Raw genomic sequence first — 17,439 nt, 5'->3', positions numbered from 1 at the left:
GCGCTGCCGCCATTTTCCTCGCAAGTCCGATACGTTCGCTGCCGGGGGACAAGCTTCGCCTCAAGCCGCACCGTGCGGACGAACCGAAAACAGAATGGTCCGGTTTACACCACAGGTCCCGCAGCCATGTTCAGCCCTCAAGTCTCCGCCACAAAAACAAGCGCTCGCGCCCTGCGTCCACCGCCCGCCAGCCTTTCGACGCAAGCGCGGACCGCAGTCGCCCGGACCCAGCATCGCTCTGCCCCTGGCTGCTTCGACAACCTGCCGCACGAAATCGTCTGTGGCATCGCCGGACATGTTTTTCAGGCGGCGGTATACGACGAGCGGAACACGGTTTCCAGCCTGGCGTGCACGCCGCTGCTGCAGGCCGTGCTGAGCGATGAACTGCATGCAGGCAAGGTGCTTGAAAGAATCCACGCAGCGCGCGATTTTCCGGCGCTCACCAGCGCCCTGGCCGAGGTCCGGAATGTGTTTCCCACCTACCGTCAGGGCTGCCTGATTGCGGCGGCCCGCCTGATGCCCAAGCTGAGTCCGCGCGGCGCGGAGGCCGACGCCCTGGTGTCGCGGATCCAGTCGCTGCTGCCGCACCTGCCGGCATGGCAGGCCGGCCCTGGCGGCAGCGACGAAGACCCGCGAGATGCGGTGCTGCTCGCCCTGGTCGAGGGCAGCCGGTTGACGCCTTCGCCCCTTATTCCGGTGGCAAGATTCGAAAAGATCCTGGGCATGGTCAACCCCGGCGCGCCGCCGGGTCAGCAACTTGAAGCCGCGCTGCTGCGACAGGTCGTCGATCATCTCCGGAACCCCGTCTTCAACTTGACGGCAAGCCTGCAGCGGCGCCAGCACTGGCTGTCCCTGGCGCCGCCGGCAATGCAGGCACGCCTGACCAAGGTGTTCGATTTTTTCGAGTCCGTCCAGGCCGCGAAGTCATCGCACTCTGCAGGCACCATCGCCCGGCAGATGAAGGAAATAGCAACCGCGCATGCCGCCGGCGACCCCGACGCGGCCTGGCAGCTTCGCAGTGCCAGCAGGACCTGGTGCACGCTGGCACGCAGGCTGCCCGAATGCGCCCTGCTGTTCAGGGCATTCTTCGATCAGCTCGATCCGGCGCGGCAACTGCTGCTGGTGCAGTGGGGCCAGTCGCCGCTGAGACCGGGTGAAATCGAACGGTACCTCGTCAGCATGATCGGCAAGGTTCCGGGAACCACGCTTCTGCAGGCCGTTGCAAACTACGACGGACCTGGACCGGACATGGTGGACTCGGCTTGCCGCACCGAACTGTTGCGCAGCATCACCCGTTCGGCCATCGATACGCCGCAGCAAGACGACGTGCTGGGAACCGCCATCTCCAGCGCACACATTTTCTTCAGTCCGCTGCTTTCGTTTTTCGAGCAGCGGGTCGCACAGGCGGACGAGAAACTGCAGCCGGCGCTGAAGCTGCGCCTGGCCCTGGCCGATGTGGGTTGTGGCGAATTTTCATACAATCTGGCCGCAAGGCGCGCACCGGTTTCCAGGATGGTGGACAAGCTGCTGGACAGCAGCCGTCCCCTCGACTCGAATGCCATCGTCACACTGGTCGAACTGCGGGTCGCCTGGCTCGACGAAGGGCAGTGCGGCCGGCTGCTCGAACGGATCCGGCGCCTGCCGCCGGCCGAAAGCGCCCGCTGCCTGACGATCGTCCTGTCCGACCTGGCCAATAGCCGCTCCGCGAAACACTGGCCGCCCTCGAAACTGATGGTGGACGTGTGTGCCGCCCTGCCACCGGAATACCGGACCCGACCGGTTGCAGCCTTGCTGGAGATGATCAGCAAAGTGCACGGCGACGCCCCGCAGGAAGACATGGCCCTGCTCCAGGGGACCAGGCGCCTGTACGACGCGTTGCCGACCACCCTGCTCCCGCCGTTCAACGCACGGCATGACAAGGTGCTGCGGCAGGCCCGGGAGCAGGCGCCCGCTTGAACACAGACCCGCCTCGCCCACCGGGTTCGGTGGTCGGGGCGACGGTTCGTGTGAAACGCGCCCGTGTCGTTCGCCGGAAAACAGACTGGCCGGGCACATCCACCACCGGTTCCGCAACCATGATCCATTCGCTCGTATCCGCCAGGAAATCCACTGTCCTCGCGCCGCCTCCACTGCACTCGGCGCCCTCGCCGACCTTGCCGGCATCGCCGCAAACCCGGGCGCCTGCGGAGCGCGCGGCGCCCACTTGCTTCGACGATCTGCCGAACGAGATCGTGCACGACATCGCCGACCATGTGTTCCAGGCGGCAGTGGACAACCCGCAGAACCAGGTCTCCAGCCTGGCCTGCACGCCCAGGCTGCGGACAGTATTGAGCGCCCAGCTGCATGCCGATTCGGTACTCCGCAAGATCCACGCGGCGAGAAATTTCCGGAGCCTGTGCGAAGCTCTGGCCGAAGTCGGAAAAGTTTTCCCGCGGTACCGGCACGAATGCCTGATCGCTGCCATTCGACTGATGCCGAAACTTGGTTCAGGCGACAAGGTGCCCGACGCTCTGTGGAAGCAGGTTCGGTCGCTGCTGCCGCCCGCCAACCGGCACGATGCCAGCGCAGCGGACAGCCCGCGTGATGCGGTGGTGATGGCCCTGGCCGAGAGCATCCGGCCCGAGCCGCTGAGTTTTGTCGTGTCCACCAACCTGGAAAAGATCCTGAGTCTGATGGCCCATGACGCACCGGTCAGCGCGCCGCTGGAGGACATGATGGTGCGCTGGCTGGTCGACCACCTGCGGCATCCCGCGATCGACGGCGACGACGCCTCCGATCTGCGCCAGCGCGTGATTCCCGTGACGCCGCTGGCCTTGCAGGGGCGGCTGAACAAGGTGTTCGACTTCTTCGCATCGGGCCGCGAGGCGAACAAAACGCCGCAGGCCGAGAAAATGGCCAGACAGATGAAGGAGGTGGACGCGGCGCACGTCGCAGGCGACCCCGACCGGCACTGGCAATTGCGCCGGCTCAGCAGGTCCTGGTGCATGCAGATGCGGATTTTCCCCGGCTGCCGTTCGCTGTACCGCACCTTCTTCGCGCAACTCGATCCGGAGCGTCAACTGCAGTTGGTCCGGATCAACCAGTCGCCGCTGGATACCGACGAAATCGTACCGTTTCTCACGGCCCGGATCGGCAGCGTTTCCGCGACCACGCTGGTGAATATCTTCGCGTGCTACGGCGAATTGCAGTCACGGCCGAGTGACCTCGGTGCCAGCGCCGGGTTCCTGCACAACATCGTCGAGGCCTCCATCGGCACACCGGAGCAGGACGACGTACTCGAAGCCACGATCTCCTATGAAGGTATCCACCACCTGAAGCTGGAATCCTTCTATGCGCAGGGCATTGCACGCGCGGACAGCGAACGCCGGCAGGCCCTGACGCTGCGGCTGGCCATCGCCCGAATCGGTTTCGGCACTTATTGCAGCGACCTGAACGTGAAGCGCGCACCGGCATCGGCACTCGTGGACCGGCTCCTTGACCCCCGGCTTCCCTTCGATCCACGCGCCATCGTCGCTCTGGTCGACCTGCGCGTGGGTTGGCTGGACAAACGCCAGCAATGCCAGTTGATCGAGCGGGTTCGGCAGTTGCCTGCGGCCGACAGCGCCCGCTGCCTGACGGCTCTTTTGTCGACGTTCGCCATCAAAAATTGCGCGAACGACCTGCCACCGATGCGGCAGCTGCTGGATGCATGCGCCGGCTTGCCGCCGGATCACCGCGCCGCGCCCATCGAGGCCTTGCTGACCATGCTGCAGCTGCTGGACTTGAGCCGGACCGGGCAATACAACACGCTGTTGCAGGGCGTCCGGCGCCTGTACGACGCCTTGCCGACGGCGTTCCAGCCGCCCTTCGACCGACGCCACGACGAGCTGTTGCGCCAAGCCCGGGGACAGGCGCCCGGCTGAACGTCAGACCACCAGGCGCAGCAGTTCGGCACCTTCGCCGACCTGGTCGCCCGGGGCATAGAGCAGTTCGTCCACCACACCGTCGGCCGGCGCGGCGATGGTGTGTTCCATTTTCATGGCTTCCATCACCGCCAGCGGCTGGCCGCGTGTCACCTTGTCGCCCGCCTTCACCGCGAACGAAACCACCTTGCCGGGCATGGGTGCTGTGAGGCGGCCGCCTTCGGCCTGCGCCTCGCCGGCATGGGCCAGCGGATCGATCACCATGGCACTGGCGGCTCCGCGGTCGGCAAACACGGTGACGCTGCCGGCATGCAGATGCACGAACGCGGTGATGCGGTCGCCGCCCAGCCGCAGGTCGACCGCGCCGTCGGCCGCCGGTCGCCACGACAACGGCTGCGTGGCGCCGTCCACCGTCAACGCCAGGCTGCCGTCACGCTCGCGTGACAGCAGCGCCTGCACCGGTTCGCCGCGCACCTCGAAGGCAAAGGGCCGGTTCATGGGGCCGTGCGAACGCCAGCCGTCGCGGCGCGCAAACGGATCGCCGCCGGCCTCGGTCCGGGTTTCCTCCTCCAGCTGCTGCACCACCGCAGCGGCCACCGTCAGGGGCCGGCCCAGGGCGTCGTGGTCGAACAGCACGGCGCGTTCGCGCTCGATCAGTGCGGTATCCAGGCGGGCATGGGCGAACGAATCGCTGTTGACCACCCGGCGCAGGAACTGCACGTTGGTCGGCAGGCCGACGATGCGGATCGTGGCCAGCGCCGCGTCGAGCCGGGCCAGCGCCTGCTCGCGGTCGTCGCCGTAGACGATGAGTTTGGCGATCATCGAGTCGTAGAACGGACTGATGGTGTCGCCCTGGCGCACACCGCCGTCGATCCGCACGGTGCCCTGGGTGAATCGGGTCGCGTCGGGCATGCGGTACACGGCCAGGGTGCCGGTGGTCGGCAAAAACTGCTTGTCGGGGTTCTCGGCGCAGAGGCGCGCCTCGATGGCATGGCCGCGAATGACGATGTCCTCCTGCCGTAGCGGCAGCGGCTCGCCCGAGGCGACACGCAGCTGCCATTCCACCAGGTCCAGGCCGGTGATGGCTTCGGTGACCGGGTGTTCGACCTGCAGGCGGGTGTTCATCTCCATGAAGAAAAAGTCCATGGAGCCGTCGTCGCGCTGTTCGACGATGAACTCGACGGTGCCGGCGCCGACATAGTTCACGGCCCGGGCCGCCGCCACGGCGGCATCGCCCATGGCCTTGCGCATGGCGGTTGTCATGCCGGGAGCCGGGGCTTCCTCGAGCACTTTCTGGTGGCGGCGCTGCACCGAGCAGTCGCGTTCGAACAGGTGCAGGCAGTTGCCGTGCTGGTCGCCGAAGACCTGCATCTCGATGTGGCGGGGGCGCTGCACGTATTTCTCGATGAGCACTGCGTCGTTGCCGAAGCTGCTGGCGGCTTCTCGCCGGCACGAGGCGAGGGCGGCCTGGAAGTCGTCCGTCCTTTCGACGATCCGCATGCCCTTGCCGCCGCCGCCCGCGCTCGCCTTGATGAGGACCGGGTAGCCGATGCTTGCGGCCTGGGTCTGCAGCAGGTGGTCGTCCTGGTTCTGGCCGTGATAACCGGGGACCAGGGGGACGCCGGCTTTCTCCATCAGCTGCTTGGATTCGGCCTTCAGGCCCATCGCCCTGATGGCTGCCGGGGGCGGGCCGATGAAGGCCAGGCCTTCTGCAGCGCAGGCCTTGGCGAAGTCTTCGTTTTCACTCAGGAAACCGTAGCCGGGGTGGATGGCTTCGGCGTTCGTCCGTTTGGCTGCTTCTATGATCTTTTGCCACTGCAGGTAGCTTTCCTGCGGGGTGTTGCCGCCCAGGGCGACGGCTTCGTCGGCGGCCTCGACGTGTTGCGCGAACTGGTCCGCATGCGAGTAGACGGCAACCGTCTTGATGCCGAGTTTTCTGGCCGTGGCGGCCACCCGGCAGGCGATTTCGCCCCGGTTGGCTATCAGGATCTTCTTGAACATTCTTGTCTCCTTTCAATGGGTCGCGGACCGAATGCAGCGGCGGCCCGGGACGGTCACGCCAAAAGCCAGAAAGGCTTCCGTTTGGCCAGGAACGCCTGCACTCCCTCCCGCCCCTCGGCACTGGCCCGGATATCGGCGATCGACTCGACAGTCGCAGCCACCAGCGCATCGTCCAGAACCCGCCCGTCCACTTCGTCGATCAGGCGTTTGCAAGCCCGCACCGCCGCCGGCGAAGCCTGGCAAAGCGCCTTCACCAGGCTGGCCACGGCGACATCCAGCGCTCCGACGGAATCGACCACCTGGTGCACCAGGCCCAGTCGATGCGCCTCGGCCGCCGCAAAACGTTCGGCCGTCAGGAAGTAGCGCTGCGAAGCCCGCCGCCCGATGGCCCGCAGCACATAGGGACTGATGGTCGCCGGCACCAGGCCGATACGAACCTCGCTCAGGCAGAAACCCGCTGTATCGACCGCCACCGCCATGTCGCAGGCAGCCACCAGTCCCACGCCACCGGCGTAGACATCGCCCTGCACCCGCGCCACTACCGGCTGCGGGCAAGAAGCGATGGTCCGCAACATGTGCGCCAGGGTTCCGGCATCGGCGATGTTCTCGTCGCGGGAATAGTCGGCCATGCGCCGCATCCAGTTCAGGTCGGCGCCGGCACAGAATGCCGGACCCTCGGCCGCCAGCACGATGCAGCGCACATCGTCACGCGCCGCCAGCCCTCCAAAGGCGGCGTCCAGTTCGGTGATCACCTGGTCGTCGAAGGCGTTGCGCATCTGCGGACGGGTCAGGGTGATGCGGCCGACCGGGCCGTCTGTTTCGATCGTCAGCAGGCTCATGGGTATGTCACCGAAGGGAATTCGTGGGTGTCGAGGAATTGGCCGACCACCGGTTGGCACGAGGGGCCGGAGCGGGTGAAGCACTGGTGGCCGTCGGTGCGGCCGGCATCGCGATAGGCGGCGAACCATTTGCGCGGAAGACCGAGCCTGAGAGCCTCGATGGATGGGACGATCAATCTGCCGAACATCGCGCCGACTCACATGCGGAACACGCCGAACTTCACCGGCGGCACCGCCTTGTGGCGCGACGCCGCCAGCCCGAGTGCCAGCACCCGCCGGGTATCCGCAGGGTCGATGACACCGTCGTCCCACAGCCGCGCGCTGGCGTAATAGGGATGGCCCTGCACCTCGTACTGCTGGCGGATGGGCGATTTGAAGGCTTCTTCCTCGGCCGCCGACCACTGCCCGCCCTTGCCCTCGATGCCGTCGCGCCTGACCGTCGCCAGCACGCTGGCGGCCTGTTCGCCGCCCATCACGCTGATGCGTGCGTTCGGCCACATCCAGAGAAAACGCGGGCTGAAGGCGCGGCCGCACATGCCGTAGTTGCCGGCGCCGAAGCTGCCTCCGATGATCACGGTGAACTTGGGCACGTTGGCGGTCGCCACCGCCGTCACCATCTTGGCGCCGTGGCGGGCGATGCCCTCGTTCTCGTATTTGCGGCCGACCATGAAACCGGTGATGTTCTGCAGGAAAACCAGCGGTGTTCCGCGCTGGCAGCACAGTTCGATGAAGTGCGCGCCCTTCTGCGCCGATTCCGAGAACAGGATGCCGTTGTTGGCGACGATGCCGACCGGCTGGCCCTCGATATGGGCGAATCCGCAGACCAGCGTGGCACCGAAACGGGCCTTGAATTCATGGAACTCGCTGTCGTCCACGATGCGCGCGATGATCTCCCGCACGTCGAAGGGCTTGCGGGTGTCGGCCGGTATGACGCCGTACAACTCGCTCGCATCGAAGCGCGGCGGACGGGCCGGCTGCGGCGGCACGAAGGCCTGCTGCGGCGCGGTGTGCGCGACGGCCGAGCGCGCCAGCACCAGCGCATGCAGGTCGTTCAGCGCCAGGTGGTCGGCCACACCCGACAGCCGGGTGTGCACATCGCCGCCGCCCAGGTCTTCGGCGGTGACCACTTCGCCGGTGGCGGCCTTCACCAGCGGCGGGCCGCCGAGGAAGATGGTGCCCTGTTCCTTGACGATGATGGATTCGTCGCTCATGGCCGGCACATAGGCGCCGCCCGCGGTGCAACTGCCCATCACCACCGCGATCTGCGCAATGCCCTGCGCGCTCATCTGCGCCTGGTTGTAGAAGATGCGGCCGAAGTGGTCGCGGTCGGGAAAGACCTCGTCCTGCTGGGGCAGGTTGGCACCGCCGGAGTCGACCAGGTAGATGCAGGGCAGGCCGTTCTGTTCGGCGATTTCCTGGGCGCGCAGGTGCTTTTTCACCGTCATCGGGAAATAGGTCCCGCCCTTCACCGTGGCGTCGTTGCAGACGATGACGCAGTCGCGGCCCGACACCCGGCCGATGCCGGTGATGATGCCCGCGCCGGGTGCCGCGCCGTCGTACATGCCGTAGGCCGCCAGCGGTGCCAGTTCGAGGAACGGCGTGCCCGGGTCGAGCAGGCGTTCGACCCGTTCGCGCGGCAGCAGCTTGCCGCGCGCCACATGTTTGGCACGGGTGACTTCGCCCCCGCCCTGGGAGATGCGCTCGATCTGCCGATGCAGGTCGTCGACCTGCGCACGCATGGCGGTGGCATTGGCCTGGAACTCGGCAGAACGCGGGTTGAGACGGGATTCGAGATGGGACATGGCTGCTTTCTCCGGCGGCTTCAGGCCGTCTTGTGTTCGTTCAGGCCGAGCTCTTCGCGCATGGCGTCCCGGATGCGGAATTTCTGGATCTTGCCCGTCACCGTCATCGGGAAACCGGGCACGAAACGCACATAACGCGGCACCTTGTAATGGGCGATCCGACCCTTGCAGAAGTCACGCACCGCCTCTTCGGTCAGCGTCACACCGGATTTGGCGACGACCCATGCGCACAGCTCTTCGCCGTAGCGGGCGTCGGGCACGCCGACGACCTGCACGTCCTGGATGCCCGGGTGGCGGTAGAGGAATTCCTCGATCTCGCGCGGGTACACGTTCTCGCCGCCGCGGATCACCATGTCCTTGATGCGGCCGACGATGTTGACATAGCCCTCGGCGTCCATCGTCGCCAGGTCGCCGGTGTGCATCCAACCTTCGGCGTCGATGACTTCGGCGGTTTTGACCGGGTCGTCCCAGTAGCCGTGCATGACCGAATAACCACGGGTGCACAGCTCGCCGGTCTGGCCGCAGGGCACCGGCGCGCCGTCGTTGTCGACGATTTTCACCTCGAGGTGCGGCTGCACCTTGCCGACGCTGGCGACCCGTTGGTCCAGCGGGGTGTCGGCATCGCTCTGGCAGCTGACCGGGCTGGTTTCGGTCATGCCGTAGGCGATGGTGATCTCGGCGAGGTGCATTTGCCCGACCACCCGTTTCATGACCTCGATGGGGCACGGAGAGCCGGCCATGATGCCGGTGCGCAGGGTGGAAAGGTCGAACTCCGCGAACCGCGGATGGTCCAGTTCGGCGATGAACATGGTGGGCACGCCGTGCAGGCCGGTGCAGCGTTCGTCCTGCACCGCCTGCAGCACGCTCAGCGGCTCGAAACCGTCGTTGGGATAGACGATGCAGCTGCCATGCGTGAAACACGCCAGGTTGCCCAGCACCATGCCGAAACAGTGGTACAGCGGCACCGGAATGCATAGCCGGTCGCGCGCCGTCAGACGCATGCATTCGCCGATGAAGAAACCGTTGTTGAGGATGTTGCGATGGGTCAGCGTGGCGCCCTTGGGGAAACCGGTGGTGCCGCTGGTGAACTGGATGTTGATGGGGTCGGTGGCACGCAGCCGGGCGGCCGCTGCCGGCACCTGCGGGTCCTGCACATCGCCCTGCGCCATCAGGTCCGAGAACCTGGCCATGCCGGGCTGTTCGTCGCCCTGCCCGGCCACGTCGATCCAGGCCACCAGACGCAGCGACGGCAGCTGGGCCGATCGCAGTTTCCCGGGCTCGGCCGAAGCCAGTTCGGGCGCCAGTTCACGCAACATCGCCAGGTAGTCGCTGGTGCGGAACCGGGCCATGGTGACCAGCGCCTTGCAGCCCACCTTGTTCAGCGCGTATTCGACCTCGGCGACCCGGTACGCCGGATTGATGTTGACCAGCACCAGCCCCACCCGCGCGGTCGCCAGCTGCATCAGCACCCATTCGGCATTGTTGTGCGACCAGATGCCGACACGGTCGCCGGTGACCAGACCCTGGCGTAGCAGCGCGCTGGCCAGCCGGTCGGCTTGCTCAGCCAGTTCGGCATAGGTGAACCGCAAGCCCTGGTGCACGCAGACCAGCGCCTCGCGCTCCGGCTGGCGCTGTGCCATCGACAGGAAGAAATCTCCGATGGTTTCCTCGATCAGCGGCACATCGGTGGCGCCGCGATCCTGGCTTTCGGCAAGGCGTGCTGCGGTCATGCGCGGCCTCTCAAGCGGTTTCGGCGAACAGTTCGCGGCCGACCAGCATGCGGCGGATCTCGCTGGTGCCGGCACCGATCTCGTAGAGTTTGGCGTCGCGCCACAGCCGCTCCACCGGGAAGTCCTTGGTGTAGCCCACCCCGCCGAGGGCCTGGATGGCTTCGCCGGCCATCCAGGTGGCTTTCTCGGCCGAATACAGAATGGCGCCGGCGGCATCCTTGCGAATGCTGCGGGCATGGTCGCCGCGGTCGCAGGCCTTGCCCAGTGCATACACATAGGCGCGGGTGGCCTGCCAGGTGGTGTACAGGTCGGCCAGCTTGCCCTGCATCAGCTGGAATTCGCCGATGGCCTGGCCGAATTGCCTGCGCTGGTGCACATAAGGCAGCACCGCGTCCATGCAGGCGGCCATGATGCCCAGCGGGCCGCCGGACAGCACCGCGCGTTCGTAGTCCAGGCCGCTCATCAGCACCTTGACGCCCTGGCCTTCGCCGCCCAGCACGTTTTCGGCCGGCACTTCGCAGTCGTCGAAGAACAGCGGATAGGTGTTGGACCCGCGCATGCCCAGCTTGTCGAGCTTGGTGCCGGCGCTGAAACCCTTGAATCCTTTCTCGACGATGAAGGCCGTCATGCCCTTGGAACCTGCCGCCGGCTCGGTCTTGGCATAGATGACAAGGGTGTCTGCATCACCGCCGTTGGTGATCCACATCTTGCCGCCGTTGAGCACATAACGGTCGCCCTTGCGGTCGGCGCGCAGCTGCATGCCGACGACGTCGGAACCTGCATTGGGTTCGCTCATGGCGAGGGCGCCGACATGTTCGCCGCTGACCAGTTTCGGCAGGTATTTCGTCTTCTGTCCGGCGCTGCCGTTGCGGTGGATCTGGTTGACGCACAGGTTGCTGTGCGCGCCGTACGAAAGGCCGACCGAGGCCGATGCCCGCGACACTTCTTCGAGCGCCACCAGATGCGCCAGGTAACCCATCTGCGTGCCGCCGTATTCCTCTGACACCGTCATGCCGTGGAGGCCGAGCGCGCCCAGTTTCTGCCACAGGTCGGCCGGGAAGAGGTTGTCGCGGTCGATGGCGGCGGCGCGCGGTGCGATCTCGGTCGCGGCGAAATCGGCGACGGCGTCGCGCAGGGCGTCCACCGTTTCACCCAAGGCGAAGTCCAGTCCGGGAAGCAGCATGTCTTGTCTCCTGTTTGCGCCGCAGCCTACGCCGATGCGCACCGCATTTGTCGCCACAATGGGTGCAAATGCTGCCAACCCCATGACGACTACACGCAAACCCCTAGCCGCCGCCACACCCATGGCTTTTGTTCGCGCCATCGTGGCAGCCTATGAAGGCTACGGCCTGGACGCCGCCGCCGCCTTGCGGCAGGCACAAATCGCGCCGTCGCTTCTGGCGGACAACACGGCGCGCATCACCGCCGGCCAGTTCGAACTCCTGTCGGCGCACGCCATGCAGGAAATGGACGACGAAGGCCTGGGCTGGTTCTCGCGCCGCCTGCCCTGGGGCAGCTACGGCCTGCTGATGCGGGCGTCCGTCACCGCACCGACGCTGGCGGTGGCGCTGAAACGCTGGTGCCGCCACCACCGGCTGCTGACCGACGATGTGCTGCTGCACCTGGAGATCGACGGCGAACGCGCCAGCCTGTGGCTGGAAGAACGGTTGCCACCCAGAGCCGCGGTGCGCGAGCTTTGCCTGGTCACTCTGCTGCGTTATGTGCATGGCTTCGCCAGCTGGGCCATCGATTCGCGCATCGCGCTGACGGGGCTCTCGTTCGCCCAGCCGGCGCCGGCGCATGCGGCTGTCTACCCGCTGCTGTTCGGCCGCAGACCGGTGTTCGATGCTGCCGTCACCCGCATGGACTTCGATGCCCGTTACCTGGCCCTGCCCCTGGTGCGCGACGAGACCGCCACCCGCGCCATGCTGCAGCGGGCGCTGCAGCTCACGGTGCGCCTTTACCGCCGCGACCGGCTGCTGGTCGACCGTGTGGACAGCCTGCTGCGCGACAACCCGGGCGCCACCGCCGAAACCCTGGCCAGCGCGCTGGCGATGTCGGTCCGGACCCTGCACCGGCAACTGCTGGAGGAAGGCGCCAGCCTGCAGTCGCTGAAGGACGGGTCACGGCAAACCCGGGCCATGGCCCTGCTGCGCACGACGGACAGGCCGCTGAAACAGGTGGCGCTGGCGACGGGTTTCCGCAACGAGAAGAGTTTTGCGCGGGCGTTTAGGGGCTGGACGGGGGTGGCGCCCGGGGTTTGGCGGGGGCAATTGCCGGATTGATCGCGGCGCCAGGCTGTAACCACCGGGCAAACAGGAAGTTTATTGCAGGTGCACCAGCAGCCGGTCTATTCGATTGGGCGGCAGATCGATGACACCCTCATAAAACAATGAACCGTCATGGTGCTGTATTGAACGCCAGGGCGAGCCAGTACGATTTTCAGCAGAGGCACCGGCTGAAATAATAGGCGAACGGGTTCATCGGCATCCATCACGGAAGTTTAGCCAACACACCATCAAGCCAAGTTGGCGGCAGGCTTACGGCGCCGTCATGCAGAATGCCATTCCCGGACGCATCGTAAACGACCGCATCGTCGGCCCAAACTATCTTCGCGCTATCGCCATATTGGTAAGTACGTTCAGCCAGCACCTCAGCGTCACCGGTTTTATATAGTCTGAGCAAAATCCATCCGCGACCGAGATAAGAATACCTCGCGGTGTAAAGCCCGCCATCCACGTCCGACAACTCTTCAAACCAGTGCTTCGCGCTATTTCTGTAAATCACATCCGAGCCGTAACTCGCAATCACAACCAAACTCGCCACAAGAAAACCTCCGCATGCAAGACTAAAAGCAGCACGGATCATGTCGCGCCAAGACATCATAAATAAACCTTTATAGGCTGTGCCAGATCCACACCAATCTTATCCGTATAGATAATAAAATCACCCCCTTGCTGATGCGCCAACTGCCACGCTCTAAAATCACTATTTTTCACTGGATAAAGGATACTGAAATCACCCCTCAAGGGGTCTTGAAATACAGGGTGATCGATCCAGCCTTTTTTAGCCGTCACAAGCAACGCTTCCTGCAACGGAACCACCGCAATGCTTTTTTTGTTCCAGTGACCTAAATACTGAGATGCCTCTCCTTCCGCATCGGTAAATGTGAAGCCGTCTTTCGCATATATATAAATATGCGTGATCATCCCAAATTTTCCGCCCACGTCGTTACCAAAGACCATGCGAGAGATTGCGGCATACAAATTAAACGAACCGAGAATCAAAGTTAATTCATCCGGGATTCCGCGAAAAAGCACTTCGCGCATCATGAACTGGTCGATTTTCTGCCCCCAGGATCCCTCCACCATGGCGAGCTGGAATTGAAAGCCTTTGTGAATCAGCTGAATGTCGCCTTGACATTAGGCATCCGTTCGAACTTCATATCTTCCAGCATGCTCATTCAAAATCTTCTTGAGTACCTGTAACGACTTCGGGGTGACTAGATTCTCATCGCAGCAAAGCGCATCAAACGCCGTTTTAGCACGACGGAACCCTAGAACCCAGCCGAGCGAAACGGACTTCTTGTCAACCATCGCGCCGGAATATGCCAAACCATGCTGATTTAATTCACGCCTGGAATCTTCTGCAGTGGGCGAGTAATTCAACTCCCCCGCAAACCACTTGTCGAACATTGCTGCGGCTTTGGGCATACCTAGCCTACCGATTGTTCCCGGAATATCCTGCAAGTCAAAACAGACAGATTCTGCGATCCGCTTGGAGGCGGCGATCTCAAGGTTCTTCACCGGCGCAGGTATGGTAGGCCTATCCATCCATGCACCGAACTTCCTTTTGACATCCACCACCTTGTGAATGCCCCCGATGACATTCATCAGAAACTCGTCGCCATCCTTTTCTTTTTCTCCACCACCGGCCTGGGTACCGGCGGCTGATGCCTCAACGGTGGCGGGCGCCGATCCAGTGACAGTCTTATCTTTTCATCCGTGCAGACCACACACCCGTCATCGCCCTCTTTTCTTACAAAGGCGCCCAGAAACCGATTGGATTTCCAATAAGGAATTTTCTCCGCCATTCGATTGCCTCCAAGATTTCGAGAGTGGAGACTAACCTTGCAAATTCATTCGGCGTACACGTTTTGCGAAACCAGATGCGCAAGAAGTTTGCAAAAGCAAAAACCGCCAAACGCGGCGTCGGAATGGTGGAACAACGGCGGATGTGGACCAGGCGCCGGTTCGCCAGCGCCATACAGCATGGCATCGAGCCTTTCACGAACAAGGCAAAGCCATGCTTGCTGCGCCTGCCGGCCGGCGAACGGGCGGCCTGGCGAATCGAGTTGGGCGCCGCCGTTGCCTGACTGGACTTCGTGCCTGCCTGGAAAGCACGCCTGCCGGCATTCATCAACGCCATTGCCGCGATCGACGCGCGACTCGCTCAGGCAGAGCGCGGGCTTGCGGCTTTCCAGACGCTGCTGGATGCAAGCCAGGACTCGTCCGACGCCACGCAGGACCGGACGGTGGCCGCACTCGCCCGCGCCTTCTGGGCCGGCGCGCTCGGCGAGCAGGGTTCAAGCGCCCGGCGCGACCCCCGGGTGCTGGCCATGTGCCGTCAGTTGCTGGCCGCGGTGACAGGCGCTGGCGATGGGCCGGATCAGGGCGCAGATCGAGACCTTGTTGCTCGAATCGCGGCATGAGGCAGACACCGGCCCGGCGCCGGGCGGTTCCAGCAGGCGCCGGATCCGCGGTGCCTGCCTTCACCGGCACAGGCTCGGTGTGGGCCAGTCCGGCACGGGCAGGTTCCGCGCCTGCCGGCCCTGCTGCCAGTGTTTGCCGAACGCCGCCGCCGTCTTCGCGGGGCTGTCGCCCAGCGCCCGCACCACACAGACCGCGTCGGCGCCGCAGCGCCCTGCCGCCTCGGCCTGCTCTGCCGCCAGGATGCCGCCGATGGCCACCACCGGGGCACCGGCCATCGCCACCCACCAGGCCAGGTTGCCCAAGCCCTGTGCGTTCCACGGCATCGCCTTGGTCAGGGTCGGCCACACCGGGCCGCAGGCGATGTACCGCGGGGCCAGCGATCGCGCCCGCGCCAGTTCCCACAGGCTGTGAGAACTGATGCCCAGGGCCGGCCCGCCCGGCCGGGCCAGGCGGTCACGCTCGGCGTCGGTCATGGCGAGCAGGTCTTCCTGCCCGAGGTGGATGCCGGCCGCGCCCGAATCGACGGCCAGGGCGTGGTGGTCGTTGATGAACAGCAGCGCGCCGGCCGCACGGCAACGGGCGACTGCGACGGTGACCTGCAGACGCACATCGGCAGCCCAGGCGGCATCGGGTCGTGCCGGTGTCTTGATGCGCAGCTGCACCGTGCGCACACCGGCTTCGACCATCTGCCCGACCCGCTCGGCGCTGTCCACGATGGCGTACAGGCCGAGCGGCGTTTCGGCCTGTCGCATGTCGCCGAACGGAGCGAACCGGGGCACGGCGCTCCACGACATCTGCGGCATCAGCGACGGATCGTGGGCGAACCCCGGCTGCGCCCGCACCGGGCCCGCGCCCTGCCCCGCCGCCGCACCGGCCAGCAGGGCGCCGGCGGTCGCCATCTTGGCCAGCACCAGCGCATCGGCTTCGACAAAATCCCGCGCCATCGCAGCCGCGGACGACATGGCGAAGGTGCAGCCGGTGCCGTGCCCGTGCGGCGTTTCGATGCGCGGCAGCGCCAGCCAGCCGGCCGCGTGGGGCGTGTCGATCCAGTCCAGCGCCAGGCCGGCCTGTGTCGCGTCGTCGCCGCCGGTGATGCAGACGGCCCCGGCGCCCATGGCCCGCAGGCGTGCTGCGATGGCCGGCAGGTCGGCAGGTGCCATGCCGGACAGTCGGGCGGCTTCGAGCCGGTTGGGTGTGACGAGCGTGGCGCGGGGCAGCAGCATGTCGCGATAGGCGGCCAGCGTCGCGGCATCGGCGAACGACGCTCCGGTGCTTGCGCCCAGCACCGGGTCGACCACCAGGGCGACCGGCCCGCGCCGGCGCAGGCGATCGATCCAGCGGGCGACACAGGCCACCTGCTCGGCGCCGCCGAGCAGGCCGGTCTTGACGGCGGCGGGCGGCAGGTCGGTTTCGAGGGCGTTCATCTGGGCGTCGATGACCTCGACCGGCAGTGCGTCGATGCGGCTGACGGCCAGCGAGTTCTGCGCCGTGACCGCGGCCACCACAGGACACACATGAACACCGCAGGCATCGGCCGCACGCTGGTCGGCGGCGATGCCGGCGCCACCGGAACTGTCGGTGCCGGCGATGGTCCAGACGACGGGCAATGCAACGGGGGTCATGCGGAGCCGATCAGGAAGGCTTCGCCTCCCACGGGTGTGGTGGCCGTGGCGAAGTCCTGCCGGGCGATGACCCCTGCGCCCCACGCCGCCCGGCCGGCCTCGACCGCAAGCCGGAACGCGCGGGCCATGGCGGCGGGCGCACGAGCGTGGGCCACCGCCGAATTCAGCAGCACCGCGTCGAAACCCATCTCCATCGCCTGCGCCGCATGCGACGGTGCACCGATGCCGGCATCGACGATCAGCGTGGCATCGGGCAGCCGTTCGCGCAGGGTGCGCAGGGCAAAGGGGTTGAGCAGTCCCTGGCCCGAGCCGATGGGTGCGCCCCAGGGCATCAGCAGCGGGCAGCCGGCATCGAGCAGGCGGCGACAGGTGACCAGATCGTCGGTGCAGTAAGGCCAGACGACAAAACCGTCGCGCGCCAGCACCGACGCGGCCGCCACCAGTTCGACCGGATCCGGCTGCAAAGTGTGCTCGTCGCCGACCACTTCGAGCTTGATCCAGCGGGTGCCGTACAGCTCGCGCGCCATCTGGGCCAGGGCGATGGCTTCGCGGGCGGTGCGGCAGCCCGCGGTGTTGGGCAGCAGGTGCGCGCCGGCTGCATGCGCCGCCTTGTGCACGCTGCCGATGAAACCGTTGTCCGCCCCTGCCGCGAGGCTTCGTTTCAGGCCGACGGTGACGGCTGCGGGCGCGGCGGCGGCGATGGCTTTCGCCAGTTCTTCAGGCGACGGATAACCGGCGGTGCCCAGCAGGAAGCGGCTGCTCATCGGCACGCCGCCGACCGACCAGCCCTCATGAAATGACGCCGGGGATGGGGAAATAGGGTTCATGTTC

The 17,439-nt window shown here is 65.7% G+C and carries 13 protein-coding genes and 1 pseudogene; 5 read left to right on the top strand and 9 right to left on the bottom strand.

What is annotated here, in order from left to right:
- The first annotated feature begins 126 nt into the window (after positions 1–126).
- Together AC3ANW_RS00545 and AC3ANW_RS00540 are read left to right on the top strand one after the other, a co-directional pair.
- Complete coding sequence (locus AC3ANW_RS00545) at positions 127–1,956, top strand: hypothetical protein (protein WP_488343262.1); 1,830 nt, start codon at positions 127–129, stop codon at positions 1,954–1,956.
- Positions 1,957–2,075: 119 nt separating this feature from the next.
- Positions 2,076–3,902 (top strand): hypothetical protein, encoded by a 1,827-nt coding sequence (locus AC3ANW_RS00540; protein WP_488343261.1) that lies wholly within the window; start codon positions 2,076–2,078, stop codon positions 3,900–3,902.
- Between the two features lie 3 nt (positions 3,903–3,905).
- Here AC3ANW_RS00540 and AC3ANW_RS00535 read toward each other — a convergent pair whose 3' ends face one another.
- The 5 genes from AC3ANW_RS00535 to AC3ANW_RS00515 form a co-directional block, all read right to left on the bottom strand.
- Positions 3,906–5,903 (bottom strand): acetyl/propionyl/methylcrotonyl-CoA carboxylase subunit alpha, encoded by a 1,998-nt coding sequence (locus tag AC3ANW_RS00535; protein ID WP_488343260.1) that lies wholly within the window; start codon positions 5,901–5,903, stop codon positions 3,906–3,908.
- A gap of 53 nt (positions 5,904–5,956) precedes the next feature.
- Positions 5,957–6,742: an enoyl-CoA hydratase/isomerase family protein gene (locus AC3ANW_RS00530; protein WP_488343259.1), complete on the bottom strand. Its 786-nt coding sequence runs from the start codon at positions 6,740–6,742 to the stop codon at positions 5,957–5,959.
- A 197-nt stretch (positions 6,743–6,939) separates the two neighbouring features.
- On the bottom strand, positions 6,940–8,544 hold the full coding sequence (locus AC3ANW_RS00525; protein WP_488343258.1) for a carboxyl transferase domain-containing protein: 1,605 nt from the start codon (positions 8,542–8,544) through the stop codon (positions 6,940–6,942).
- Between the two features lie 20 nt (positions 8,545–8,564).
- Positions 8,565–10,274, bottom strand: coding sequence for an AMP-binding protein (locus tag AC3ANW_RS00520; protein WP_488343257.1), 1,710 nt, complete (start codon positions 10,272–10,274; stop codon positions 8,565–8,567).
- 10 nt (positions 10,275–10,284) lie between these two features.
- Positions 10,285–11,457 (bottom strand): isovaleryl-CoA dehydrogenase, encoded by a 1,173-nt coding sequence (locus AC3ANW_RS00515; RefSeq protein ID WP_488343256.1) that lies wholly within the window; start codon positions 11,455–11,457, stop codon positions 10,285–10,287.
- An 82-nt stretch (positions 11,458–11,539) separates the two neighbouring features.
- Between AC3ANW_RS00515 and AC3ANW_RS00510 the strand changes: the two genes are divergently transcribed.
- Positions 11,540–12,559, top strand: a complete 1,020-nt coding sequence (locus AC3ANW_RS00510; protein WP_488343255.1) for an AraC family transcriptional regulator — start codon at positions 11,540–11,542, stop codon at positions 12,557–12,559.
- Positions 12,560–12,767: 208 nt separating this feature from the next.
- Here AC3ANW_RS00510 and AC3ANW_RS00505 read toward each other — a convergent pair whose 3' ends face one another.
- Both AC3ANW_RS00505 and AC3ANW_RS00500 read right to left on the bottom strand, forming a co-directional pair.
- Positions 12,768–13,157, bottom strand: a complete 390-nt coding sequence (locus tag AC3ANW_RS00505; RefSeq protein WP_488343254.1) for a hypothetical protein — start codon at positions 13,155–13,157, stop codon at positions 12,768–12,770.
- Positions 13,157–13,969: pseudogene (locus tag AC3ANW_RS00500) on the bottom strand (DUF6402 family protein). The gene AC3ANW_RS00505 and the pseudogene AC3ANW_RS00500 overlap by 1 nt, the downstream one beginning before the upstream one ends.
- Positions 13,970–14,442: 473 nt before the next feature.
- Here AC3ANW_RS00500 and AC3ANW_RS00495 point away from each other — a divergent pair.
- A complete protein-coding gene (locus tag AC3ANW_RS00495; RefSeq protein ID WP_488343253.1) occupies positions 14,443–14,649 on the top strand; it encodes a hypothetical protein in 207 nt (68 codons plus the stop codon).
- Between the two features lie 9 nt (positions 14,650–14,658).
- A complete protein-coding gene (locus AC3ANW_RS00490) occupies positions 14,659–14,985 on the top strand; it encodes a hypothetical protein (protein WP_488343252.1) in 327 nt (108 codons plus the stop codon).
- 60 nt (positions 14,986–15,045) lie between these two features.
- Here the strand turns inward: AC3ANW_RS00490 and AC3ANW_RS00485 are convergent, their stop codons facing one another.
- Together AC3ANW_RS00485 and AC3ANW_RS00480 are read right to left on the bottom strand one after the other, a co-directional pair.
- Positions 15,046–16,608, bottom strand: coding sequence for a bifunctional hydroxymethylpyrimidine kinase/phosphomethylpyrimidine kinase (locus AC3ANW_RS00485; RefSeq protein WP_488343251.1), 1,563 nt, complete (start codon positions 16,606–16,608; stop codon positions 15,046–15,048).
- Entirely contained in the window at positions 16,605–17,435 is an 831-nt protein-coding gene (locus AC3ANW_RS00480) for a thiazole synthase (RefSeq protein WP_488343250.1), read from the bottom strand. The genes AC3ANW_RS00485 and AC3ANW_RS00480 overlap by 4 nt, the downstream gene beginning before the upstream one ends.
- Between the last annotated feature and the right edge of the window lie 4 nt (positions 17,436–17,439).

The sequence above is a fragment of the Xylophilus sp. PBN-3R genome, from assembly GCF_057747805.1.
This window is presented reverse-complemented; position numbering and strand designations above follow the sequence as displayed.

Coding starts and splice junctions, on each gene's coding strand:
- AC3ANW_RS00485 (WP_488343251.1), bottom strand. CDS start 16,608: ATGACCCCCGTTGCATTGCCCGTCGTCTGGACCATCGCCGGCACCGAC.
- AC3ANW_RS00545 (WP_488343262.1), top strand. CDS start 127: ATGTTCAGCCCTCAAGTCTCCGCCACAAAAACAAGCGCTCGCGCCCTG.
- AC3ANW_RS00510 (WP_488343255.1), top strand. CDS start 11,540: ATGACGACTACACGCAAACCCCTAGCCGCCGCCACACCCATGGCTTTT.
- AC3ANW_RS00535 (WP_488343260.1), bottom strand. CDS start 5,903: ATGTTCAAGAAGATCCTGATAGCCAACCGGGGCGAAATCGCCTGCCGG.
- AC3ANW_RS00530 (WP_488343259.1), bottom strand. CDS start 6,742: ATGAGCCTGCTGACGATCGAAACAGACGGCCCGGTCGGCCGCATCACC.
- AC3ANW_RS00505 (WP_488343254.1), bottom strand. CDS start 13,157: ATGTCTTGGCGCGACATGATCCGTGCTGCTTTTAGTCTTGCATGCGGA.
- AC3ANW_RS00540 (WP_488343261.1), top strand. CDS start 2,076: ATGATCCATTCGCTCGTATCCGCCAGGAAATCCACTGTCCTCGCGCCG.
- AC3ANW_RS00495 (WP_488343253.1), top strand. CDS start 14,443: ATGCGCAAGAAGTTTGCAAAAGCAAAAACCGCCAAACGCGGCGTCGGA.
- AC3ANW_RS00515 (WP_488343256.1), bottom strand. CDS start 11,457: ATGCTGCTTCCCGGACTGGACTTCGCCTTGGGTGAAACGGTGGACGCC.
- AC3ANW_RS00525 (WP_488343258.1), bottom strand. CDS start 8,544: ATGTCCCATCTCGAATCCCGTCTCAACCCGCGTTCTGCCGAGTTCCAG.
- AC3ANW_RS00480 (WP_488343250.1), bottom strand. CDS start 17,435: ATGAACCCTATTTCCCCATCCCCGGCGTCATTTCATGAGGGCTGGTCG.
- AC3ANW_RS00520 (WP_488343257.1), bottom strand. CDS start 10,274: ATGACCGCAGCACGCCTTGCCGAAAGCCAGGATCGCGGCGCCACCGAT.